Genomic DNA, 23,479 nt, shown 5'->3' with positions numbered 1-23,479 from the left:
AGTTCGATGAGCGACGGTTTCGCGATCGTGCTGGGTGTTGTCCTGTTGCTGCTCAACGCGTTCTTCGTGGGCGCGGAGTTCTCCCTGCTGTCCTCCCGCCGGGACCGGCTGGAAGCACTGCTGGTCCAAGGCAAAACCCGCGCCCGGGTGGTGATCAAAGCCAGCCAGGAAGGCTCGCTGATGCTCACCAGCGCCCAACTCGACCACGCCATGACCTCCCTACGCCGCGCGGGCAGCCACCTCGCCACCGCAACCGACACCACCGGCCAACCCATCGACATCGTCGCCCTCGAAGACCTCGTCGAGGAATACGTCGGCACCGTCCGCGACGCCACCCACGTCGAGTGATCCGAACAACCCGGCGATAGGTGGTGCGGCCGTGCACGTCGACAGACATGCCCGGCCGCACCACCGGCGGCCTAGAGACCGCCGGGGACGTTCCCGCCAGGGCCCTGACCCGGCCGGGTTCTCGAGGGGCCGGGTTGGTGCGGCCGGGCCTACGCTGAGCCCGTGCGGCTGTCTGAAGTGCTGAAACGGTTGCTCGTCGGCCGACCGGTGCGCAGTGATCGGCTAGGGGAGACGCTGTTGCCGAAGCGGCTGGCGCTGCCGATCTTCGCCAGCGACCCGCTGTCCTCGGTCACCTACGCCACCCAGGAAATCCTGCTCGTGCTGTCGCTGGGCGGGCTGGTGTTCCTGCACCTGACGCCCTGGGTCGGGCTCGCGGTGGTGGTGCTGCTGGCCGTCGTGGTGGCGTCCTACCGACAGGTGGTGCACGCCTATCCCAGCGGCGGCGGATCGTACGAAGTCGTCTCGGAGAACCTGGGTTCGTCGGCGAGCCTGGTGGTGGCCAGTGCCCTGCTGGTGGACTACGTGATGACCGTGGCGGTGTCGGTCGCGGCCGGGGTGGACAACATCATCTCCGCGGTGCCGGAGCTGAACCGGTACCGGGTGGGGATAAACCTGCTGTTCATCGTCGTGCTGATGGCGATCAACCTCCGCGGCGTGCGGGAGTCCGGCCGGGCCTTCGCGGTGCCGACCTACCTGTTCGTCGCCGGGGTCATGCTGATGATCGTCGTCGGGCTGGTGCGGACCGCAGTGGGCGCGCCCCCGGTGGCCGAGAGCGCCGGGTACGACATCCAGCCCGAGCAGGTCGGGCTGACCGGGCTCGCGCTGGCGCTGTTGGTGCTGCGCGCGTTCTCGTCGGGTTGCACCGCGTTGACCGGGGTCGAGGCGATCTCCAATGGTGTGCCCGCCTTCCGCCGCCCGAAGGCCGTCAACGCCGGCCGCACGATGCTGGCGATGGGCACCATCGCGATCGTCATGTTCGGCGGCGTGACGGTGCTGGCGATGATCTCCCAGGTCCACGTCGCGGAGAGCACTTGCGACCTGGTCGGCTTCGCGGGCAACTGCGAGACCGATCCGCAGCGGACCGTGATCGCCCAGATCGCCGCCGCGGTCTTCGGCGGCGACAACACCTTCCTGTTCTACTACCTGCAGGCCAGTGCGGCGCTGATCCTGATTCTGGCCGCCAACACGGCGTACAACGGGTTTCCGCTGCTGGCGTCGATCCTGGCCCAGGACCGTTACCTGCCGCGGCAGCTGCACACCCGGGGCGACCGGCTGACGTTCTCCAACGGCATCGTGCTGCTCTCGGTCATTGCCGGTGCGCTGATCTACGTCTACGAGGGATCTGTGACCGGGCTGATTCAGCTCTACATCCTGGGCGTGTTCACCTCGTTCACCCTCAGCCAGATCGGCATGGTGCGGCACTGGAACCAGGAGCTGCCCACGGCGACCGATCCCGCGCAGCGGCGGAAGATCCACCGGTCCCGGCTGATCAACGGGTTCGGTGCGGGCATGACGGCGGTGGTGCTGGTGGTCGTGCTGGTCACAAAGTTCACCCACGGCGCCTACCTGGTGGTGATTGCGATACCTGTGCTGTACGTGCTGATGCGGTCGATCTCCCGGCACTACCGCCAGGTCCGCGAGGAACTTCGGCTGGACGAGGAACCCGCCACGTTGCCCAGCCGGGTGCACGCGATCGTGCTGGTGTCGACGCTGCACAAGCCCACGGTGCGGGCGCTGAACTTCGCCCGCGCCGCCCGTCCGGACACGCTGATGGCGGTCACGATCAACGTCGACGACGCGGAAACCCGCGCACTGCAGCAGCAGTGGGAGGAGCGGGACATCGGTGTGCCGCTGAAGGTGGTCGAGTCGCCGTATCGGGAGATCACCAAGCCGATCGTCGACTACGTCAAGCACATCCGGCGCACCAGCCCGCGCGACGTCGTGTGCGTCTACATCCCGGAGTACGTGGTCGGGCACTGGTGGGAGAACCTGTTGCACAACCAGAGCGCACTGCGCCTCAAGGGCCGGTTGCTGTTCGTGCCGGGGGTGATGGTCACCAGCGTCCCCTGGCAGCTGCACTCCAGCACGATCCGCCACCCGGACCGGGAGGCGCACAGCCCCGGTGAGGTTCGGCGCGGTATCAGCCGCACCTTCCGCTCCGGCCCCGAGCGCCGGTGACGGTTTTCGGCGGTTCGCTGTTGTTGGTTGGGCAACGGTTTCCCGGGCCGTCCTAGGGCCGCCGCGACTCGCCGCGCTTGCGCGCCTGAGCCCAGCGCAAGGCGTTGTTGATCAGCCGTAGGACCTTGCGCGCGGCCGGGTTCTGAGTGAGAACGTGCTGCTGGTAGCGCCAAGGCGGCTGTAAGCTGTTCCGGGCGGACATCGCGTAGCAGAAGTCCACGGCATTGCGATCCGTGTAGAAGTCGGCGTTCTCGAACCACGCCATGCTGGTGCGCGCCGAGGACTGCGCTATGTGCAGCGCGGCGTGGCCTTCCAGGTCGAACTCCTTGAGCGCCATGGCGATCTGCTCGCACTCCAGCAGTTTCTGCGCGAGCACGACCGCATCGCTGATGGCCAGCCTGGTGCCGGAGCCGAGCGTGAAGTGCGTGGTGTGCGCGGCGTCGCCGATCAGGATCACGTTGTCGCGCCGCCAGGTCTCGTTGTAGACCTGCGTGAAACGATGCCACGACGCGGGTTTTCCCCGAGAGCGGCTGATCAGAGAGTGCCCGGCCAGAGGCTTGTCGAAGATGTCCTCCAGCAGCCGCATGCTCTCGTCGGCGCCGAGCTGGTCCAGGCCGAGCCCGTACCAGGTTTCCTCCTTGCATTCGACGATGAAGGTGCTGATCCCGGCGCTGGAAGGGTAGGCGTGGAACCAGATCCAGCCCTGCGGGGTCTCCTCGAAGTCGAAGGTGAACTTGTCGAAGACCCGGTCCGTGCCCAGCCAGATGTAGGGGTTGCGACCCTGGGACACGTCCGTGCCGAACTCGTCGGCGTACTGCTGCCGGATCCGGCTGTTGGCGCCGTCGGCCACCACGATCAGATCCGCATCGGAGAAATCCGACAGGTCCTCCACTGCCCGCTCGTACTGGATGTCCACCCCAAGCATCGCGGCCCGATCGGCGAGTATCTCCAGCAGCCGCGCACGGTTCATGCTGTAGCCGTATCCGCTGAGGTAGGCGTGTTCGGTGCCGCGCAGCGAGACGACCTGTTCCTGCCAGAGCGTCGATGCGGCGCGGATCCGCTCGGCGCTCTCCCGGTCGTTGCGGTACAGCATGTCCAGCAGGTCGTCCCAGTACACGACGCCCCAGCCGTAGGTGGCGCCCGGCGGATCGCGTTCGATCACCGTGATGTCGTTGCCGGCATCGCGGAGCTTCGCCGAGATGGCCAAGTAGAGGCCAGCCGGTCCGGCCCCGATGCACACGATCTTCATGAGCGTCTCCCCCAAGTGGCGGAACGAGCGGTTGGGCCCGTGTCCCCGTGCCGAATGCCCCGTGAGCAGAACGGACCAGCATCAGAGTGGGTTCGGGTAGGTCCCGGTTGTACCCCGGCTGGACGTTGGTCGCACCTGGCACACGTCCACCTCAACGTTTCCACGTCATCGCGTTGACAGGGCTAGGGCCTTTGGGCCTGAATCACAAGACCGCGAGCGCTTCGGGCTGCTGCTGCGAACCGAAGGACGACACTGCCCGGGCTCAGTCCGCGTGCAGTCCGACGACCCGCACGCCGTAGGCGGGAGGCGAGATGTTGGAAAGTCTCCACCGGTTTCGAGGTGGCGCCGTGGACATCCGCTCCGTAGCGGATTCGCCAAGTCTTCCTGGTCGTGCTGGCTGGCGAGCTAGGCGAACCGTTGTCGTCGTCCGTGCGGCAGCACGTCGGCGAACATCTGAGGATCGTCGACCCGTGATCGGCCGTTCGACACCGGCGATCTCGGCTAGCGCCGCGTAGATTCGGTGCGTGTCCTCCGGATTGACGCGTGCGTTGCGACTACCTGCGGCTGACCTCTCGGCCGTGGGCGGCCAATGCGTAGATCACGATCACGTCGAGCACGATAACGACCGCCGACCAAAGCGGATACGCCGTGAAGAAGGCGAGGTTGGCCAGCACGCTGATCACCGCCATGACGATGGCCACGGCACGTGCCCAGGTGCGACCGCCGAACAGCCCGATTCCGGTGAGGACGAGCACGGCACCCGTGATCAGGAAGCTCCAGCCGACCCCGGCGTAGCTGATCTGGACCGCGCCTGCCGGGATCACATACGTCGTGCCGGAGCGGGCGAACGCGATCAACCCGTTGATCACCTGGACGATTCCGGCCAGCAGCAGGACGACGGCCGCGAAATACACCCATCCCACCCAGCCGGTGTGCATCCGTCGTGCTCCGTGCGTTGTCATGTCGCCACCCCTCCGCTCGCCCGGACTGCTCGGATCAGCGGGCCGACCAGGCATGTGCTCTGCCAGTAAGTCACCGTGCGGGAGCTGGAGCTGCCGGTTCCAGGGGCGAAAGGCCCCGGCTCGCAGATCGGGGACGGCGCAGAGTTGTTGTGCCGGGAATCTGGCCCGATGCCGAGATGCCGAGATGTCGTGCGCCCCCGCCTCCTGTGGCGCGGTCAAAATTATCCGCTGCCACCACCGATCCGATCAGCGTCGCGATTCTGGTCCTCGTCGGCTTGTCGGGCTCAAGCGCCGTCCGTGTCGGCCAGGCTCCGGGTGCTGGTGAAGCTGGTCATCCATGAAGGGGCGGGGCCGGTCAAGGCTGTTTGTGCCCCGCGGTTGTGGAGTGTTTTCGCGGTTTCCGGCTGGGTGTGGGAGTGCGCGGTTGAGATGTCGGCGTCAGGGCTGGCCGTGGGGCCACCCCGTCAGGGGCTTGGCCTTGACGCCGACACCTTGCGCGCGATCGTTGTTCACGTCGGGAACCCGAGGTCCGGCGGTGGTTGTCTTTGTTCGTGGTGGGGTCGTGTTCACCAGGGTTCCGGGGCCGGTGCCGGAAGGGTGGCCGGCGAGTGGGGTCAATCGGGGAGGGCGGCCACGCCATCCCGCGGGGTGGGACCAGACCAGCGGCGATTACGCACCCGATCACGTCCGGCCTGCTCACGCCGCCTCGGCTGCCGGGCGGGCCAGGGCACGGATGTGCCTGTCGCGCAGCCCGTAGTAGACGAGCGTGAGCATTCCGGTCGCCTAGCCGGCACAGTTGTCGCCCAGCGGGGGAAGTACGCCGAGTGCTCCGGAGCCACCACCGCCACTCGCGTCGGAAAGTCGTGGTGGCGCAGGTATCGGCCGGCGAGTTCGCGCCCGTGCTTGTACCAAGGACGATCCACGCCGGCGGTGGCCCGTCACGTCCCGGAGGATTTCGGCGGCAAGGCCGTAGGAGCGGTCAGGGATTCGTGAATCGATCGTTTCCGCGATGTCGGTGAAGTGGTCGAGGTAGTGGTCGGCGCTGTCGTCGGCAAGAGCTTGCGCCCGGTATGCACCGGTCGGCACACCGTCGGGTGGCGCGGGTCAGTCCCAGTAGGCCGCGGCCCGCTTGTGGAGTAGTTCTCGGTACTGGCGCGTGGTGTTCTCATACAGCTCGCCTGTTCCCCAATCAACGATCACGCCGTACCGCCTGATCGAATCGAGCATGTCCAGCTCGCCCGTGCGATACCGGTGGGCCACTACGTGCGGGTCCGCCTCCAACCAGCCCCGCCGATCGGCGGCGATGGACCTCCGGAGCTCCTCGGTGGCGGCGCTGTCCACGGCGTACCGGTCCAACTCGGGGTCGATAGGTTCGACGACGACGCCGTAATCCTTGGCAGCACGCTCGATCGAGACGTACCCGTCGATCACGTCTTCGACCACGAGAGCGGGATCGCGGGTGAGCGGGTCCCCGTGGCCGCCACCACCGGCCGATGGCCGGGTGAACGCATCACCGGGCTCGATCGCGACGTTAGAGAACGTGGCGCCGAGGAATCGTTCGTCCTCGGTGCCCTTGTTCAGCCAGACGCCGTGCGGCAGTGAGGGCAGGCCACCGGCGATGCCCCAGGTGATCGACCGCGCGCGGTCGCAGCAGTACGACATCACGGTGCTCTCGCAGTCGGTGAGCACGCCGCCCTTCTCCAACCCGCAGCCGCCGCGATGGCGTCCCGGTCCGCCGGAGTCCGTCACGATGGTGTGCTCGGTGGTCAGCACGGGGGAGAGCCGTTCCTGGCCTTCGACCGGCTGCACTGCGAGGCCTGGCCCGAAAACGGGCGCCGTCGCTCCCGATCCGTCCTTGGTTGATCGGCCGCCCCAGCCGCCAGCCATCCAGTCGTACCACATGAAGTAGGGGCGGTCTTGCGTGCGGCCGTCCTTGCCGCCGATCAGCAGGTATTCGAGGTTGAACGCGCAAGCCATGGCACGCTCGGGCATGACCTGCGACCAGATCTCGAACAGCGCGTTCATCAGCTTCTCGTAGGGGCCGGAGCAGAATCCGGTGACTGCGGTTGGCCAGCTGGCGTTGACGACGGTGCCCTCGGGGCCGAGTTCGGCGTGCACCACCCGGTACAGCCCGGAGTTTAGCGGCACGTCGGGGAAGAACGTCTTGGTTCCGGCGTAAAGCGCCGAATGAGTTGTGCCGTAACCGGAATTGAGGAACGTGGACACGGCCGGGGCGCTGCCGGACAGGTCGTAGTGGATGCCGTCGTCGTCGATGCGCATCTTGACCGAGATCGGCACCAGCCCCTCCGGCTTGCTGGGGTCGGCGTCGAGGTAGTCGACCGTTTCCCATTCGCCTTTGGGGAGTTCGGCCAGCTTGAGGCGTACGATGCGTTCGACGTAGTCCTGGACGCCGCCCATAGCTGCCACGACGGTGTCCCTGCCGTAGCGCTCGACCAGGCGGAGGATTTCGCGCTCGCACACCGCCGTGGCTTCGGCCTGCGCGTTCAGATCGCCCATGCAGCTGTACGGCGATCTCGTGTTGGACACCAGCAGCTGCGCCACGTCGCGGAGCTGGCGTCCCCGGTGCCACACCCGGACCGGGGTGATGCGGAGCCCTTCGCTGAAGTGCTCCTTCGCGTTCACGTCGAAGGAACCGGGGACGTTGCCGCCGATGTCGGCCCAGTGGCCCTTGTTCTGGGCGAACCCGATGATCTCCGCTCCCACGAAGATCGGCCGGATGAAGCTCACGTCGTTGAAATGCGTGCCGCCTCGGTACGGGTCGTTCACCGCGAAGACGTCACCGGGATTGATGTCGTCGCCGAACTCCTCCAGGACTGCCTTGCACTGGAAGTGCAGCGTGCCCACGTGCACGGCGATGTCGGCGCTGCCTTGCATCACGGTGTTGCCGTCGGCGTCGCACAGCGCGGAGGAGAAGTCGCGCGCGTAGATCACGAAGGAGTAGCAGGTGCGCATGATCTGCTCGCTCATCAGGTCGACTGCGGTGGCGAAGGCATTCTTCAGCACCTCGAAGGTCACCGGGTCGAGGCCTGCGGGGGTCACCGCGCCGGATGGCGCCGGCCGCTGGTCGGTCGTCATGGTTCAGGCCTCCATCAGGTGGATGCGGATGTTCAACCATTCGTCGATTTCGACCCGGGCACCCGGCGGTACGACTGTGGTGGAGTCCAACTGCTCGATGACCGCGGGTCCGGTGAGCCGGCACCCGGCGGGCAACGCGGCTCGGTCGTGGACGGGTGTGTCGACCCATCCCTGCCCTTCGAAGTACACCTTGCGGTTCTGCTGCGCTGTCGGCGCTGCACCTGGCGTGACCTCGTGCGGAGCGACCACCGGTTTGGGCGTGACGCCGATCGCGGTCAGCCCGAGTTGGTAGATCTGCACCGGCGTCTCGTCCCTGCGGAACGAGTACTCCCGCTCGTGCTGCTCGTGGAACAACTCGATCGCCTCGTGGAGGGCATCGGGCCCGCTGCCGCACTTCACGGTCAGGGACCGCCATTGGCCCAGGTAGCGCATCGAGACGGTGCGCTGCAGAACGCCGTCCTCGGCGTTGACGCCCTCGTGCCGCAGCCGGGCCGATGCCTCGGCTTCCAAACCGGCGAACGCGTTCTCGAACTCCTCGACGTCGGCCTCGTCGCCAACGGCGTCGAACATTGCCGACAGGTCGTGGCGGATGTCGACCAGCAGGCACCCGAGCGCCGACGTCACACCCGGGTTCGGCGGGACGACGACGGTCGGGATGTTGAGCTCGCGCGCCACCTCGGCACCGTGCAACCCGCCCGCACCGCCGAAGGCGATCAGGGCGAAGTCGCGGGGGTCGTAGCCGCGCCGGATCGAGATCAGGCGGACCGCGTCGGCCATGTTGGCGTTGGCGACCCGGAGGACGGCGCTCGCTGCCTCCTCGATGGTGAGCCCGAGCGGCCGGGCCACCTGGTCGCGGAGGGCGTTCTCGGCCAGTTCCGGGGACAGCAGCTTCGCTCCGCCCGCCAGGGCGGTGCCGAGGCGGCTGAGCACCAGGTTCGCATCCGAGTTGGTGGGCTCGGTGCCGCCCGTGCCATAACACGCCGGGCCGGGCGAGGCGCCGGCCGACTGTGGGCCGTTGCGCAGGGAGCCGGCATCGTCGATGTGGGCGATGGAGCCGCCGCCAGCGCCGATGGTCAGCACTTCGATCGACGGGAAGATGATCGGGTACCCATACTCGACCGACCACTCCTTGGTTACCCGCAGCTCACCGCCGTGCACCATGGCGATGTCGGTGCTGGTGCCGCCCATGTCCAAGCCGATGGCGTTGCCGTAGCCGCACTGGGCTGCGACGTGCCGGGCGGCGATGGCCCCCGCGGCGATGCCCGAGGCGGCCAGGCGGACCGGGTACCGCTCCACCATGCGCGGGGTCATCGACCCGCCACCGGAGTGCAGCAGCAACAGGTCTCCGCGATAACCACCCGCGCTCAGCTCTTCGGCCAGCCGGTTGACGTAGCCGCTGACGAGCGGCGCGAGGACGGCATTCGCGACCGTGGTGTTGAACCGGTCGTGCTCGAAAATCTCCGGGAGGATCTCCGCGCTGGTGGAGATCGCGACCCCCGGCAGTTCCTCTTCGAGGATCTCCCGCATCCGGATCTCGTGGGCGGGATTGGCGTAGGAGTTGACGAAGCAGACGGCCACGGTCCGCGACCCGCGCTTGCGGAGCAACGCCGCCACGCGCCGCGCCTCGGTCTCGTCGAGCGGTTTCACGACGTGGCCCGCGTAGTCGATGCGTTCGGTGACCTCGAAGCGATCCCGGCGGCGGATGTAGGGCGGGGACACGTCGTAGTAGGCGTCCCACAGGTCGTCCTTGGTCCCGTCGCGGATTTCGATCACGTCCCGGAAACCGGTCGTCGTGACCATTGCGGCGGGCTGGAATTTCCTGGTGATCAGCGCATTGGTGGCGACCGTCGTCCCGTGCGAGAACAGCGACACCTCGGAGAGGTCGATGCCGCCGCGTTCGACACCGCTGAGCACGGCGCGCATCGGGTCGTCCGGGGTGGACGGGACCTTGGTGACTCGGATGCTTCGGGCGTCCTCGTCGAACACGCACACGTCGGTGAACGTGCCGCCGACGTCGACGGCCACACGCTGTTTGGCCATGGGGAGGTCTCCTTGAAAGTCGTGCGGGTCTGGCTGGTATCCGCCGCCGGCTGCGGTTGGAAAAGAAGGTTGCCCCACGCTGTAGGCGCTGTCACTGTGAGAATTACAAATGCCGGGAAATTGATCTGTCCTGTCGCACAGTTCTTGTTGTTCGGGGCGCGGAGAGGAGGCAGATGAGCACCGATAGCCGCGGCGGCTGGCCGCAGCTGACTCTGCGCGACCTCGTCGACGAGCCGAGCCTGCAGCTGACCGTGGAGGAACCCGGCGACCTCTCGGCGGTGGTCCGCTCTGCGCACTCGATCGAGATCGCCGACGCCGTGAGTTGGCTGCGCCCGCGCTCGATCGTGCTCACCACCGGCCTGCAGTTCGCGGCCGCCCTGCTGTTCGGCACGGGCGTCCACTTCGATCAGGTTCCGCGAGCTCTCCGTGCCGGCGCGCGGGAGCGGAACTTCCCGCTGCTGAGCGTGGGAGGCGGGAGCCGGTTCGCCGCCATCGAGGACTTCATCAACCGCGGCGCGCTGTCCGCGGAGACCTACCTGCTGAAGCGGGCGGTCTGGCTGCAGAACGACCTGCTGCACGCGTTGTCGGCGGCAGACCCGGTGAGCGCACTCGTGGTACGGCTCGGCACGCTGTGCAAAGGGGCAGCTGTCCTCTACGAGGGCGCGGGGCGGATCGTCGCCTCGACCGGCCACGGGCCCCTGCGGCTGGTTTGGGAGGAGATCAGCGCGCGCGAGCCGGGACCGCAGCGCTTCGTGGTCGGGCAGTGGATGGTCGCCACCCGGCCGTTCCGCCTCCGGGGATCCGGCTTCCAGTTGGCGGTGGCGTCGCGGAACAGGTCGCTGCTCGACGACATCAGCCCAGAACTGCTGGAAACGGCGGAACGGGTGCTCGCGGCGGCCAACGCCTCGCGGTCACTGGTGATCAGCCAAGAGCGAGCGGAGGCCGCCCGAATCGTGTCGGCGCTGCGCGGTGGCGTGACCACCTCGCAGGTGCGCCAGACCTGGGACCGATTGCGGGCGTTCGGATTTCGGGTCGGTGATGCTCTCCGCGTCGTGGCCGCGAGCCCGATCAGTGACCGGGCCGCACGAGGGTCGACGACCACCGCCGAAGCCCTTCTAGAAGCGGCCGAGGCCGAGGGCGTGCCGCTGGTCCTGTCCGACGACCGCGACGCCCAAGACCCGACGACCGGCCTGACGGCCGTCATCGCGGAGCGAGACGCCGCGGCTGCCTGGCTCGGGGTGCTCGCGCGCACCCACCTGGTCGGGTTGAGCGGTGCCTTCAGCGATCTCACGGTGGCGAGCCGATACGCGCACGAGGCCGAGACGGCTTGGCACCTTGCCGGTCGCCGCCATGATCGGGGCAGTGACCAGACGATCGTTCGACTGGACGAGGTCGATTTCGCCGCATGGCTGCTAACGCGACGCGACGACGCTCAGGTGGCTGACCGGTTGGAAAGGTACTTCGGCGACTTGATCAAGGCGCCGGATCTGGTCGAGACGGTGGTGCTCTACCTGGCTTGCGATCAGGACGTGAAGCGAACCGCCGAGTTGCTCTTCATCCATCCGAACACGGTGCGCTACCGCCTCCGCACGGTCGAGAAGCTCGTCGGAGGGCGGATAACGTCGGCGCAGGTCGTCGCGAACCTCTACCTCGCCTTCCAGGACGAAATCCTCGCCCGCACCGAGAATCCCGGCCGACAACGGCGATGAACGGCGCCGACGCCGCGGTCCGCGTCGGCCAACGATTCCGAAGTGGACGGTCTACGCCGTGGTGGACGCGGTGTTGACCGAAGCACCGGTCGCTCATGACAGGAGCGGGAGGCCGTTTTCGAGGAGGGTGGTGAGCTCGGCTTCGGGGACCGGGCGGGCGAACAGGAAACCTTGGTAGACGTCGATCCCGACGCCGCGCAGCAGTTCGAACTGCTCCACGGTCTCGACGCCCTCGGCGACGCTCTGGCAGCCCAGTGCGCGGGCGAGGTCCGCCACCGTCCGGGCCACCGCCAGATCCCGGGAACCGGCGCCGAGGTCGGCGACGAAGCTGCGGTCGGCCTTGATGATCTGCGCTGGCAGGTCCTTGATCCGGGCCAGCGACGAGTAACCGGTGCCGAAGTCGTCGACGGCGAACCGGACGCCGTGCTCGACGAGGTCGAGCATGGCGCGGCGGGGTTGGGGCGGCAGGTCGACCAGCACCGTCTCGATCAGCTCGAGAACGACCCGGTTCGGATCGATGTCGGACTCGGCGATGGCGTCGGTAACCTCGGCTGTGAAGTCGTGGTCATCGGGCAGGAGCCCGGCGAGGTTGACGGCGATGCCCACCGGGCGTCCGCAGACATCGGGCCAGGCGGCGGCGTGACGCAGTGCCGTGCGCAGCACCCACCGGTCCAGGTCGCGCATCAGCCCGCCCTGCTCAGCAACGGGGAGGAAGACGTCCGGGGGGAGCAGACCGTGCTCGGGATGCATCCACCGGACCAGTGCCTCGGCGGACACGACGGTGCCCGCAGCGTCCACGACGGGCTGGTAATGCAGCACGAGATCGTCGTTGTCGATGGCGTCGCGCAACTCCGCCTCGAGACGCAGTTGCCGGTTGATGGACTCGGTAAGGCCTGGATCGGCCAGCGCCACGCGCCCCGGTCCGCGCCGCTTCGCCCGGTACATCGCGGCATCCGCGAAGCGGAGCAGGTCCTCGCCGCACACCCCGGCGCCGTCGAGCACCGCGCCGCCGACCGCTGCGGACACCCGGACCTGCTGGTTTTGGAGCCTCACCACGGTGCGCAGCAGGCCGGATACGGTCTCGGCCAGCGCTTCGAGCCCGCCCACCGCCTCGACGTCGGGGCAGACCACCACGAACTCGTCGCCGGAGAGCCGGGCCGGGGTGCAGCCTGCGGGTAGGCCGCCCTGCAGCCGTCGGGCCAGGGTTGCGACCAACTCGTCGCCGGCGTCGTGCCCCAGGGAGTCGTTGATCCGCTTGAAGTTGTCGATGTCGCAGAACAGCACGCCGACCCGGTCGGCGCGGGGGCCGCGCACCAGTTCGTTCAGGAGCTCCTTGACCGCGCGGCGGTTGAAAAGGCCGGTCAGCGAGTCGTGGGTGGCCTGGTAGTGGAGTTCTTCGGCCCGCTGGTGTCGTTCGGTGATGTCCTGGAACGCCACCAGCCAGAACAACCGCCCGTCGTCCTGCACCGCCGCGGTGCAGCGGAGGTCGCAGTGCACCGGCTGTCTGTCGGGCCGCTTCAGCACGCGATGGGTGGGGGCGTCGGGGATCGGGGCCCGCGAGATCATCGGCTCCAACCGGTCTTGCGGGTGCAGAAGGTCGTCGGCCCGCGTGCCGTGCAGTTCGGAGATCCTTGCGCCGAGCAGGTCGCACAGCGCGTCGTTGGCCCGCGCCAGGCGGTGCGATTCGTCGAACAGCGCGATGCCGACCGGCGTCAGACCCATCAGGTTGGTGAATCGCTCACTGGAGCGCTCCAGCCGGGCGCGAGGTTCGGTGTCGTCCCTTACGACCTTCGCGTAGCCGCGCAGGCTTCCGTCGGAGGACCGCAACGCGGCGGTGACCACGTGGGCCCAGAACTGGCTGCCGTCCTTCCGGACGCGCCACCCCTCGCCCTGGTGGTAGCCGGAGCGCGCAGCGTGCTCCAGCTCCCACTCCGAGGGGGTTTCGGCGAGCCGTTCGGGAGGGTAGAACACCGAGATGTGCTGCCCGATGATCTCGTCGCTGCGGTAGCCCTTCAAGCGCTCGGCGCCGGGGTTCCAGCTGGCCACGCGCCCGTCCAGGTCGAGCATGAAGATCGCGTACTCGTTGATGGCGGTCGCCAGCAGGTCGAGCCCGACCTCTTGCGTCCGCAGGTGAGGAGGAGCGGCATGCCCCGAACGGGTCAGCCCATCGCTCGTCCGCAGGTTGATCACCTCCTGAATGCACCCGGCGTCATGAGGTTGCCCTCGTCGAGGGTAGCGATAGCCCGGACAGGGTGACAGTCTTCGGGCGTCGTGACGCCCAGTAAACGTGTGCAACGACACTGTGCCAAGTCGGCTCCCCGTCTCGTGGATGGCCCGGTGCCCGTCGCGCGCTTGATCTACTACGGACCTGAGGTGACGAATTACTCGTCGCGGGTGTATTCCCAGCGCATTCTCAGCATTTTCCAGCGGGAGGGGGCGCGGTGTCGCCGGTAGCGTGGAAGGCGTAAGCCCAGTGGGTGACCAGCGGTGGGATGGGCCGTGGCGCCGGAGTGAGGTCGGGCTTGGCGGGTTCCCCCGACGACCCGGAATCGGCAGCCATCGCGTGAGCGCGACGGCGACCCGGATCCGTCAGGAGGACGTCATGAACCAGAATCGATTCGGCGCGGCGCCGCCCACGGGAGCTTTCAGCGATGCTCCGCCCGCTGCGATCCCCGCGCAGGCAGGCGTCGGCACACCAGCACCACGTGCCGCAGCGGTGCCGATTGGTAGCAGCGCGGAGCTCGTGATCGCCCGCGGCCCCCAGTCGGGCAAGGCCATCCCGGTCACGGGCACGCCGCTGACGGTTGGGCGTAGCCGGGATTGCGACATCACGCTGGACGCGCCGACCGTCTCCCACTTTCACGCCCAGATCCACCACGACGGCGAGCAGTACACGATCACGGACTCCGGCTCGCTCAACGGCACCTATGTCAACCACACCCCGGTTGATCGAGTCGAGCTGGCGGACGGGGACGAGGTCTGGATCGGAACCTTCCGGTTCACCTTCCGCACGAAGTAGACGACGGCGATTGCCGCCTCTGCGCGGTCTCCGCACGGCTAGGCTCGGTGGAGTGGCTGATCAATCGGGTGCGCTTCCGGGGTGCTCACCGCGCAGCTCGTCGAGCGCGGAGCCGATGTGTTCACCCGGGACGGGGAGCCGCGGTTCGTCGAACTCGCCAGGCAGAGGCTGGTGAGAGCGCCCGTGCGGAAGTGCCGATCTGGAACGACCTCTGGACGCCGTGCCGACCGGCGGCATCGACGACGTCGTGGTCGCTTCGCTGGTCTTGCGCTACATCGAGAACTGGTCACCCCTGCTCGCGGAGCTGCACCGGTGCCTGGTGCCCGGCGGTGCGCTGGTCTTCTCGGTGCACCATCCCATCACGGGCTGGCTCTTGTCGGACAGGACGGTTACCACCGCACCGAAGCCGTCACCGAGGACTGGACTGGGATGGGCAACGAGTGACTGCCACCTTTTACCGGCGATCGTTGTCCTCGATCTTCGGTTCGCTGCGGAACACGGGTTTCGAGATCGACATTGTGGACCAACGGCGGCCGGGAGAAGCCGCGAATATCGCCCCGGAGCTGTTCGAGGTGTTCAACACCACCGGTGTTCCTGTTCGTGAGGGCCCAGCGTGGCGCAGTGCTGTGAACCTCGCTCCGCCACTCGCATGCCGAGACATGTCTATATTGGACTGGTGTGGCCGCTGGTTCGAGGATGGTGGCGATTTGCGCGAAATCGCCGCTCCAAGGCCGCGGGCCGTCGCCCTCGGCCGCGCGCACTGGACGTCAGGCGAGGGATTCGAGGGCAGACAGGCAGGGGGGTGCGCGGCGTTGGTTCGGGACGCGTTCCGCGAGCACGGCCTGGAGCCGTTCGAATCCGGCGCGGTGCGGGAAGGTTCCACCGCGCTGGCCATGGTCGAGGGCGGGCTCGGGGTGACTCTCATGCCGGAACTGGCGGTCCCGTCGCTTCCGGACACGCTCGTGGTCCGCCCGGTTGCGCCGACCAGGCGACGAAGCCTCGGCCTCGCCGCGCGGAGCCAGGAAGCGCACAACCCGGCCCTGCAAGCCTTCCTCGCGCTCGCCAAGCAGCAGGCACCCGGCGAGGCGCTTGCACTGGTTCACCGGACGGTCTGATCGGGCAGGTCCTCGAGCACGCTCAATGGGCGCCGCTGGTCGCGACGTCGTCGGTGTTGCCGGTGTGGTCGGGTGCCGCCACCGGGATCATCGCGAGCAGGCCGATCAGCAGGATTAGGACGATCCCGCCCATGCCTGCGCGTTGGGTGCCGAATAGAGAGATGAAGCCGCTGAAGGCCAGTGGTCCGAGGAAGCTCACGGCTCGTCCAGTGGTGGCGTAGAGGCCGAAAACCTCGCCTTCCCGGCCGGGGGTGGCGATGCGGGCGAGAAACGTACGGCTGGCCGATTGGGTCGGTCCGAGGAAGATCGCCAGCAGCAGCCCGCACACCCAGAACGCGGGTTTGCCGGGCAGCACCACGAGTGCGCTGCCGACCACGACCAGCCCGATCAACGCGGCGAGGATGACGGTTTTCGGGCCGAACCGGTCGTCCGCACGGCCGCCCAGGAACGCGCCCAGGCCGGCCACGAGGTTCGCAGTGATCGCGAAGACCACCACCTCGCTGGCGGTGAAGGCGAAGGTGCCCGCCGCGATCACGCCGCCGAAGGTGAAGATCGCGGCCAGGCCGTCCCGGTAGAGCGCACTGGCGACCAGGTACCCCAGGGTGCGCCGCTCGGTGCGCCACATCCGTGCCAGCCGTTTGCCGAGCACGATGTAGCTGCCCACGATGGCGTGGCGCAGTGGCTCGCCGGACGACTCCGCTTCGGGAACGAAAAAGAACAGCGGCAGCGCGAACAGCGCGAACCACACGGCCGCGAACACCGTGACAACGCGGATGTTCAGGCCGTTCTGGGAGGTCACGCCGAACAGCCCGATTTCGGGTTGCACGAAGCCGATGAGCACGATCACCAGCGCGACGAGGCCCCCGAAGTAGCCCATGCCCCAGCCGAATCCGGAAACGCGGCCGATCGTCGCAGGCGTCGAGACCTGGAGCAGCATCGCGTTGTAGTTCACCGTCGCGAACTCGGAGAACACGCTGCCCACCGATACAAGCACCAGCCCCAGCAACAGGTATTGCGGGGCGTCCTGGACGAAGAACAGTCCGGCCGTGCTGGCCACGACCAGTGCGGTGTGCACCGCCAGCCATCTCTTGCGCCGTCCGCCGGCGTCGCTGCGCTGACCGGTCACGGGCGCCACCAGCGCGATGCACACGCCCGAGATCGTGAGCGCGAGGCCCAGGGCCTCCGACCCGCTCTTCGGATCGGCTGCCACGGCCTCGGTCAGGTACACCGTGAACACGAAGGTCAAGATCACGGTGTTGAACGCCGCGGAACCCCAGTCCCACAGCGCCCAGCTGATCACCCCGCGCACGTCCCGCTGAGTTGCGGGCGGGGGATTCGCAGACATACCCACGTCACGATCAGACCAGCGGACACCGGGCGCAGCCAGTCGAAACCCGACCGAAACCCGGACCGCGCGACAGCCGACACGCCGAGAACAGCCGAAAAGCATCCGGATGGTTGACCGGTGCGTGGCCCGAACCGCGCAGGAGTTCGACGACGCCGGCCAGCTTCGCAGTCCAGTGTGGAGGGTGCGGTGTCACCGCCGGTCGGCGGGCGGTGGGAACAGCTCGCCGATCGAATATGGTTTGCCCAGGTGGTAGCCCTGCCCCTGGTCGCAGCCGAGATCGCGGATGATGGCGAGCTGGGCGGCAGTCTCGATGCCCTCAGCCACGACGTCGAGACCGACCGCGTGGGACATGGCGACGATGCCGGCGACGATGACCTCAACCTCGTCGCAGGTGCCGAGGTCGGTGACGAACGTCTGGTCGATCTTGAGGATGTCCACGGGCAGCCGCCGGAGCTGCGCCAGCGAGGAGTACCCGGTTCCGAAGTCGTCGATCGCCAGGAAGATGCCCAGCTCGCGCAGGGCGGTCAGGATGCGGGTCGCGGCGGTGGGGTCCTGCATGATCGCGTTCTCGGTGATCTCCAGGCACAGCGCGTGGGCTGGCAGCCCCGAATCCGCGAGCGCGTGCTGCACGTGGTCCAGCAGATCGGGATCTTCGAGCTGGCGCGGTGAGAGGTTTGCGTTGAGCTGCAGATCAAGGTCATGGCGCTCGCGTTCGGCGGCGATTTGGCGCGTCGCGAGGCGCAGCATGTGCGCGCCGATTGGGATGATCAGGTCGCTCTCCTCTGCCAGCGGGATGAATTCCCCCGGCGAGACCGTTCCGTGCAGCGGGTGCGACCACCGGAGCAAGCCCTCCACGGCGACCAGGCGGTCGCCGCGCAGATCGACGACGGGTTGGTAGGCCACCCAGAGTTCGTCGTTCGGCACGGCGTGGCGCAGGTCCTGTTCCAGGACCATGTGCCGCTGCACGCGTTCGCGCAGGTCGACGCCGAAGAACGCACAGCGGCCGCCGCCCTGCGCCTTGGCCTGGTACATGGCGACGTCGGCGTCGCGCAGGAGGTCCATCCCGGACCTGGTGTCGCCGGGGCCGACCAACACCACCCCGATGCTGCCGTTGACGTGCAGTTGCCTGCCCGCCACCCGGATCGGTTCGGTGAGGGCGGCGAGCAGCCGTTGGACGAGCCTGCGGAGCAGGGCGTGGTCGCTCTCGCCGTCGACGAGGACCACGAACTCGTCCCCGCCGAGGCGACCGACCAGCGCTCCGCCGGGCGTCGCGCGCACCAGGCGTTCCCCGGTTATCCGCAGCACTTCGTCACCGGTGCCGTGGCCCAGGGAATCGTTGATGCGCTTGAAGTTATCCAGGTCTATGAACAGCACTGCCGTCGGGCGCGCTCGTCGCGAGTCATCGAGGTGCCGCAGGACCAGCGTGCGGTTTGCCAGCCCGGTCAGCGGGTCGTGGGTGGCTTCGTGCTCCAGTCGTTCCCGGGCGGCCCGGCTTTCGGTGATGTCGGTGAACGAGGCGACGACCTTGTGCGGAGGACGGTCCTGGGGATTCAGCGGACTGCACGTGACCCGCAGCCACGTCTTGCGGCCGTCCGGCAGGTCCACGCGGACCACTCGCGAGTTCTCCGGTTTCCCGGTCTGCCGGGGCATCACCGACGGGTGTTCCTCCGGTCGCAGCGTCACCCCGGACTCGTCGAACAACGGCCAGGACGTCGGTGAGTTGCCGACGATCTCGGCTGCGGGCACGCCGGTGATGCGCTCGGCGGCGGGGTTGGCGGACTCGACGAGCCCTGTCCGCCCCATCACGACGACGCCTTCGTCAAGGGCGGCGACGACAGTCGCGAAGTCCTGCTCGGCCTGCCGCCGCGCAGTCTCGTCGGCGCACACCAGCACGTAACCGGAGTCCATCTCCGCCGTCGAGATCCGGATGATCAGGGCGGAGCCGTCCTGGTGCCGGTGCACGGCCTCGGTGACCCCGCCGTCGGCGAGCAGGGCTTCGGGGCGCAGCGGGGCGCCGACGAGCGTCGCGACGTGCCGCCCCAGCGCCTGGTCGGCGGGCACTCCGTAGACGGCTTCGGCGGCCGGGTTCCAGCTGGTGACCACCCCGTCGCGGCTAGTCGCGATGATCGCGTTGTTGACGTGCTGCACGAGCGCCGCTTGGTAGCGCAGCGCGGCTTCGGCCGCTTTTTGCGCGGTAACGTCCCGCCCGATGACCTGCACGGCCGGGTGTCCCTCCCAGGTGGTGTGCACGGCGACCAGCTCCACCGGGACCGGGGTGCCGTCCACCCGCCGCAGATCGGCCTGCGCTCGCGGCGTCGCGGTGCCGGCGGTCTTCAGCGACCGGATCCGCTCGTGCATCTCGGCGATCGAGTGCGGGGCAACGAAGTCGGCAACCGGCCGCCCCAGCAACTCTTTGCTGGACTCGGCGCCGACGATCGTGCTCATCGCCGCGTTGGCGTACTTGATGATCCCCTTCTGGTGGACGCAGATCGCCTCCGGGCTGAGCTCGACGAGCAGCCGGTACCGGCTGGCGAGGTCCGCCAGGGCCTGCCTGTCCCGGTTCTGATCGGTCACCTCCCGGACCAGCCCGATGAGGCCGGCGGTCCGCCAGCCGCCGAACGGGCGGGCGTGGAAGTGCAGCAACCGCGTTCCGCCGTCGGCGGTGGTGATGGGTTGCTCTAGGTCGAGGTTCTGCCACTGCGTGGTGGTCTCCGCCGCCACGGTCCACGGCTCGATCAACTCGGCCAGGCGGACCCGCAGGTCTTCCTCGGTCGCACCGGACATGCCCAGGAGCGCGCCCAAGCCGGGCGTCCAGGTGATCCGGTGGTCGGCGAAGTCGAACGTCCACCCGATCGCGCCCTGCGTGGATAGCGCGAGGTCCAGGAACTCGTCGTTGAGGCCCGAACCGCTCGGGAACCCGCCCCCAGGATCGATCTCCATGATCCGTCCAATGAAGAGACCTCGCCCCGCCGTTCACCGCGTTAGCCGCGCCCGTCGTGGCCACAGCGCCATGTCTTCCGTCCGCTCTAGCACTTCCCAAAACTGGTGGCCACCAACCGCTCGTGCCAGCGGCACACACCGTGGCCGATCACGAGAGAGCCCCCGATCACGAGCGAGCGTCACGTCAAATGCCAACACGAATTTAGGCGGAAAGCGCAGCCATTTGCGATCTTAATTCATCCGTGTGAAAATTGGAGAGCCGAAACACATACCGTGGCGATCAATTGCATCGGTCTTGACTCTTGTGGGTGTTGTTTTGGGATCAATTTTCTAATGCGGTTACTACGGAAATTCGATCTGTACGCGCCGCGGTCCCGGGCAATCCACCACGACAGTTGTGGTGGCCGGTTCGGAGGAAGACGAGCAAATGGGCGCGCAGCACTGCGGAATCAACGGAATTGGCGCGGTGACCGGCTACGGCTGGGGCCGCGAGGCCTTATGGGACGGACTGGTCGGCGGCGAGGTGGCCGCGCGACCGATCAGCGGGCACGGCCTTGACCGGGACCAGACGGCGTGGGTCGCGAACGTGCCGGACGGTGGCGACGAGCTGGACGGTCCGAGCCGCTTCGCCAGGGCCATGCGAGCCGCCGCGCGCGAGGCGATCATCGACGCCGAGGGGCGGGGCTGGCGGCCCGGGCGGCGGGTGGGGCTGCTGCACGCGGCCGTGCTCGGGGACGTGGAACTGTGGCGGAACTTCTACGCCACGCGGGGTGCGAACGTATCGGTTCGCGACTATCTGTCGCTGATGCCGTCGACCCCGGTCTCGACGTTCATGCAGGAGTACGGCTTCCACGGCCCGGCGATGAACGTTTCGGCGACCTGCGCCTCCGGCAACGCGGGCTTGCTCTCCGCGAAGGCCTGGTTGGATGCCGATGTCGTCGACGACGTGGTCTTCGTGGCCACCGACCTGTCTTGCACGCCCGAGACCGTGCTGCACTTCCGCCGGCTCGGGGTCGCGATCACCGACGTCGAACCGCTGCAGGCCTGCCGACCGTTCCAGGAAGGCAGTCGCGGCTTCATCATGGGTGAGGGCTCGGTGGGGATGGTGCTGTCGAAGCGGTCGCCGAACCCCTACACACGCGTGCTCGGCGGCGCGATGTCGCACGATGCCCACCACGTGACCTCGGTAGACCCGAACCTGACCGAGTTGGTCCGCTGCTTCACCGAGGCACTGGCCGACGCCGGTGCGGAGCCATCGCAGGTGCGCTACCTCAACGCCCACGGGCCCGGCACCCAGCAGTGCGACCTGGCCGAGGCAGCCGTGTTCGAAAAACTGCTCCCGGCCGACGCCGAGCTCTACTCGGTCAAACCGCTGGTGGGCCACTGCATGGGCGCGGCCTCGGCGGTGGAGATCTCCGCGACCGCACTCGGGTACGACCGCGGCCTGATTCCCGCGCCGCCGAAGGTCGCCCTGGGCCACCCGAGACTGCTGGACGGCCCGACTGCACCGGCCGACCGGCTCACGCTGAAGTCCTCGCTCGGACTGGGCGGCCACAACTCGGCGGTGGTGCTCGCGCCCCCGGCGTGACCGCCCCGGACCCCGGCGCCGCCTAGCTAGGGCTGACCAGCGCCGTGGCGCCCGTAGGGCACGGCACGCACCAAGGTCACCTGCACGGTGCTGCCGTTGGGGACGCAGTAAGTCCGCTCCTCGCCCTGCTTGGCGCCGGACAGCGCGGCGCCCAGGGGGGAATCGGGCGAGTAGACAGAGAGCCCATCGAGGTCGGAGCCATCGCGCGCGCCGAGCAGGAACGTCTCCGTCTCGTCATCGTCGAAGCGGACGGTGAGCACCATGCCGGGTTCGGCGACTCCGTCATCCGGTGGTGCCTCGCCGACCACCGCGTTCCGGAGCAGTTCCTGGATCTCCCGGATGCGTCCGCGGCGACGACCCGCGTCCACGGCGAAGTCCTGGTCGTCGACCGTGCCCTTGGCGGAGCCGCCCTGGCGTTGGTCGAGCAGCTCGGCGAGCTCTTCCCGGAGCCGGTCGTGGGCATGCTGGGTCAACCAGAGACGTTGCGTCGTGGCCATGGCGTGTCCTCGTGTTGTTCATCGGTGGCGTCCCGGATCGGCGGATGCCGGGACCGTTCGGCGTGTGGCGGCAGGGCGGCGAGCGCGATTGCTGCGAGCGGGAGAACGCCGTCTGGGCTCCGGTACGACGACCATCGACTGCCGAGACTCGAATGCGGTGCGGCAGCACGGCGCAACGGCAGATGCGTGGCTCGCTCAATGGGGTCGCTGGCGGCTACCGGCCTGCGTGGTCCCACGAGTCCGGGCCACCGCGTCGACCCGGACGACGGTGATTACGTCCAGAGCCACCGCGCTGCGGGGCGAGCGCAACCGGGCGCATCCGTCAGGACTGCGGTCACGGCTTGCGGATCACGGCTGTGACCTGTGCCCTCGCCGTCCATGACCAACCTCCGTGATTGGAACTGCCGAACCGTTCCAGACCGAGGATGGCCGACGGTCCGGTGGTACCGGTTGTCCGAACCGAACAAATCCGCTCCCGATCTTGTCTGGTTTCGCCAGTTCCACTCGCCGGAAGAGATGATCTCCTGGCTGATCGGTTTCACGGAGTCGTGCCCGCACGGGCACAGCGGAGCGCAGGCGCGGAGGTTGCTGGAACTCGCATGCCGAGCTGGTTCCGCCAGTCGGCACGCGGGGATTGAAGTGTTGAGTGAGACACCGGTGCGAGGGTTCGAAGCGGTCGGCGGCTCGGTGGCGGCCGTCAACCCCGGTCGGCTTGCTGCGCCACGTTTTCGAGCCGGTCCCGGTAGGCCTGCCACCACGCTTGGTCGCCCGGTGCCATGTTGTCGTTCTCCCTGCGCAGGCCGGTGGCGCCGTCGATGAGCTCCCGGACGATATCGGCATGGCCGGCGTGGCGGTAGGTCTCGGCGATCATGTGCACCAGAACCCGGTGCAGCGTGATCCGCTTCCGGTCGTCCGGCCAGTGCGCCACCGTGCCGGCGTCGTCCAGCTCCAGCTCGTCGATCGTGGCGTCCGAGTGCGCGCACACCCTGCGGTAAAGCCCGATGATCTCCTCGCGCGATTCGTCCGCGGTCGCCCACATGTCCACGTTGGGTTCCGCGTCGCCGGTCAGCCAGGGCAGCGGCTGGTCGAACGGGCGCCCGAAGGTGATGCCGAAATACCCCAGCTCGCAGCCGGTCAGGTGCTTGATCAGCCCCAGCAGGTTGGTGCCGGTCGGTGTCAGCGGTCGGCGGATGTCGTATTCGGACAGCCCGTCCAGCTTCCACAGCAGGGCCTCGCGCGCGGTCCGCAGGTAGAGGTGCAGGTCGGACTTCGGTCCCGGCTCGGCCATGCCGGCGAGAGTACCGCGAGGTCACCGGCGAACGGCCCGGAAGCGGGAAGATCACCGACAGCGGGAATTCATGCCATCGGGCGGACTGTGGGACCGGTGGCT

At 68.1% G+C, this 23,479-nt stretch carries 14 protein-coding genes and 2 pseudogenes; 7 read left to right on the top strand and 9 right to left on the bottom strand.

Annotated features, from left to right (window positions below; all coding sequences use genetic code 11):
• Nucleotides 1-6 precede the first annotated feature (6 nt).
• Together ACWDKQ_RS18595 and ACWDKQ_RS18590 are read left to right on the top strand one after the other, a co-directional pair.
• Nucleotides 7-222 (top strand): annotated as a pseudogene (locus ACWDKQ_RS18595) (CNNM domain-containing protein); the annotation flags it as partial.
• A gap of 288 nt (nt 223-510) precedes the next feature.
• Nucleotides 511-2,526 carry an APC family permease gene (locus ACWDKQ_RS18590; RefSeq protein WP_450139979.1) on the top strand — a complete coding sequence of 672 codons (2,016 nt, stop codon included), beginning with the start codon at nt 511-513 and terminating at the stop codon, nt 2,524-2,526.
• 52 nt (nt 2,527-2,578) lie between these two features.
• Here ACWDKQ_RS18590 and ACWDKQ_RS18585 read toward each other — a convergent pair whose 3' ends face one another.
• The 4 genes from ACWDKQ_RS18585 to ACWDKQ_RS18570 form a co-directional block, all read right to left on the bottom strand.
• Nucleotides 2,579-3,775 (bottom strand): FAD-dependent monooxygenase, encoded by a 1,197-nt coding sequence (locus tag ACWDKQ_RS18585; protein ID WP_450139978.1) that lies wholly within the window; start codon nt 3,773-3,775, stop codon nt 2,579-2,581.
• A gap of 554 nt (nt 3,776-4,329) precedes the next feature.
• Nucleotides 4,330-4,737, bottom strand: coding sequence for a DUF7144 family membrane protein (locus ACWDKQ_RS18580; RefSeq protein ID WP_450139977.1), 408 nt, complete (start codon nt 4,735-4,737; stop codon nt 4,330-4,332).
• A gap of 1,104 nt (nt 4,738-5,841) precedes the next feature.
• Complete coding sequence (locus ACWDKQ_RS18575; protein ID WP_450139976.1) at nt 5,842-7,833, bottom strand: hydantoinase B/oxoprolinase family protein; 1,992 nt, start codon at nt 7,831-7,833, stop codon at nt 5,842-5,844.
• Nucleotides 7,834-7,836: 3 nt separating this feature from the next.
• Entirely contained in the window at nt 7,837-9,873 is a 2,037-nt protein-coding gene (locus ACWDKQ_RS18570; protein WP_450139975.1) for a hydantoinase/oxoprolinase family protein, read from the bottom strand.
• A 173-nt stretch (nt 9,874-10,046) separates the two neighbouring features.
• Between ACWDKQ_RS18570 and ACWDKQ_RS18565 the strand changes: the two genes are divergently transcribed.
• A complete protein-coding gene (locus ACWDKQ_RS18565) occupies nt 10,047-11,582 on the top strand; it encodes a helix-turn-helix domain-containing protein (RefSeq protein ID WP_450139974.1) in 1,536 nt (511 codons plus the stop codon).
• 93 nt (nt 11,583-11,675) lie between these two features.
• Here the strand turns inward: ACWDKQ_RS18565 and ACWDKQ_RS18560 are convergent, their stop codons facing one another.
• On the bottom strand, nt 11,676-13,772 hold the full coding sequence (locus tag ACWDKQ_RS18560; RefSeq protein WP_450139973.1) for a putative bifunctional diguanylate cyclase/phosphodiesterase: 2,097 nt from the start codon (nt 13,770-13,772) through the stop codon (nt 11,676-11,678).
• A gap of 412 nt (nt 13,773-14,184) precedes the next feature.
• On the opposite strand from ACWDKQ_RS18560, the gene ACWDKQ_RS18555 reads away from it, so the two are divergent.
• From ACWDKQ_RS18555 to ACWDKQ_RS18545, 3 genes and pseudogenes are all read left to right on the top strand, one after another.
• Complete coding sequence (locus ACWDKQ_RS18555; protein ID WP_450139972.1) at nt 14,185-14,601, top strand: FHA domain-containing protein; 417 nt, start codon at nt 14,185-14,187, stop codon at nt 14,599-14,601.
• A gap of 220 nt (nt 14,602-14,821) precedes the next feature.
• Nucleotides 14,822-14,896: pseudogene (locus ACWDKQ_RS18550) on the top strand (class I SAM-dependent methyltransferase); the annotation flags it as partial.
• A gap of 145 nt (nt 14,897-15,041) precedes the next feature.
• Nucleotides 15,042-15,716, top strand: coding sequence for a LysR substrate-binding domain-containing protein (locus ACWDKQ_RS18545; RefSeq protein ID WP_450139971.1), 675 nt, complete (start codon nt 15,042-15,044; stop codon nt 15,714-15,716).
• Between the two features lie 22 nt (nt 15,717-15,738).
• Here ACWDKQ_RS18545 and ACWDKQ_RS18540 read toward each other — a convergent pair whose 3' ends face one another.
• Both ACWDKQ_RS18540 and ACWDKQ_RS18535 read right to left on the bottom strand, forming a co-directional pair.
• Nucleotides 15,739-17,061, bottom strand: a complete 1,323-nt coding sequence (locus tag ACWDKQ_RS18540) for an MFS transporter (RefSeq protein WP_450139970.1) — start codon at nt 17,059-17,061, stop codon at nt 15,739-15,741.
• A gap of 192 nt (nt 17,062-17,253) precedes the next feature.
• Nucleotides 17,254-20,004, bottom strand: a complete 2,751-nt coding sequence (locus ACWDKQ_RS18535; protein ID WP_450139969.1) for a sensor domain-containing protein — start codon at nt 20,002-20,004, stop codon at nt 17,254-17,256.
• 427 nt (nt 20,005-20,431) lie between these two features.
• Between ACWDKQ_RS18535 and ACWDKQ_RS18530 the strand changes: the two genes are divergently transcribed.
• Entirely contained in the window at nt 20,432-21,592 is a 1,161-nt protein-coding gene (locus ACWDKQ_RS18530; protein ID WP_450139981.1) for a beta-ketoacyl synthase N-terminal-like domain-containing protein, read from the top strand.
• A gap of 26 nt (nt 21,593-21,618) precedes the next feature.
• Here the strand turns inward: ACWDKQ_RS18530 and ACWDKQ_RS18525 are convergent, their stop codons facing one another.
• Both ACWDKQ_RS18525 and ACWDKQ_RS18520 read right to left on the bottom strand, forming a co-directional pair.
• Nucleotides 21,619-22,089, bottom strand: coding sequence for a GreA/GreB family elongation factor (locus tag ACWDKQ_RS18525; RefSeq protein WP_450139968.1), 471 nt, complete (start codon nt 22,087-22,089; stop codon nt 21,619-21,621).
• A gap of 697 nt (nt 22,090-22,786) precedes the next feature.
• On the bottom strand, nt 22,787-23,377 hold the full coding sequence (locus ACWDKQ_RS18520) for a DinB family protein (RefSeq protein ID WP_450139967.1): 591 nt from the start codon (nt 23,375-23,377) through the stop codon (nt 22,787-22,789).
• Between the last annotated feature and the right edge of the window lie 102 nt (nt 23,378-23,479).

The organism is Saccharopolyspora sp. NPDC000995, from assembly GCF_053599315.1.
The sequence above is the reverse complement of the archived record's forward strand: the minus strand, read 5'-3'. Positions and strand labels throughout refer to the sequence as shown.

Bases quoted from the DNA above. Each gene is read 5' to 3' on its own strand.
- ACWDKQ_RS18565 (WP_450139974.1), top strand. From the start codon at position 10,047: ATGAGCACCGATAGCCGCGGCGGCTGGCCGCAGCTGACTCTGCGCGAC.
- ACWDKQ_RS18570 (WP_450139975.1), bottom strand. From the start codon at position 9,873: ATGGCCAAACAGCGTGTGGCCGTCGACGTCGGCGGCACGTTCACCGAC.
- ACWDKQ_RS18525 (WP_450139968.1), bottom strand. From the start codon at position 22,089: ATGGCCACGACGCAACGTCTCTGGTTGACCCAGCATGCCCACGACCGG.
- ACWDKQ_RS18580 (WP_450139977.1), bottom strand. From the start codon at position 4,737: ATGACAACGCACGGAGCACGACGGATGCACACCGGCTGGGTGGGATGG.
- ACWDKQ_RS18540 (WP_450139970.1), bottom strand. From the start codon at position 17,061: ATGTCTGCGAATCCCCCGCCCGCAACTCAGCGGGACGTGCGCGGGGTG.
- ACWDKQ_RS18555 (WP_450139972.1), top strand. From the start codon at position 14,185: ATGAACCAGAATCGATTCGGCGCGGCGCCGCCCACGGGAGCTTTCAGC.
- ACWDKQ_RS18530 (WP_450139981.1), top strand. From the start codon at position 20,432: ATGGGCGCGCAGCACTGCGGAATCAACGGAATTGGCGCGGTGACCGGC.
- ACWDKQ_RS18575 (WP_450139976.1), bottom strand. From the start codon at position 7,833: ATGACGACCGACCAGCGGCCGGCGCCATCCGGCGCGGTGACCCCCGCA.
- ACWDKQ_RS18585 (WP_450139978.1), bottom strand. From the start codon at position 3,775: ATGAAGATCGTGTGCATCGGGGCCGGACCGGCTGGCCTCTACTTGGCC.
- ACWDKQ_RS18520 (WP_450139967.1), bottom strand. From the start codon at position 23,377: ATGGCCGAGCCGGGACCGAAGTCCGACCTGCACCTCTACCTGCGGACC.
- ACWDKQ_RS18535 (WP_450139969.1), bottom strand. From the start codon at position 20,004: ATGGAGATCGATCCTGGGGGCGGGTTCCCGAGCGGTTCGGGCCTCAAC.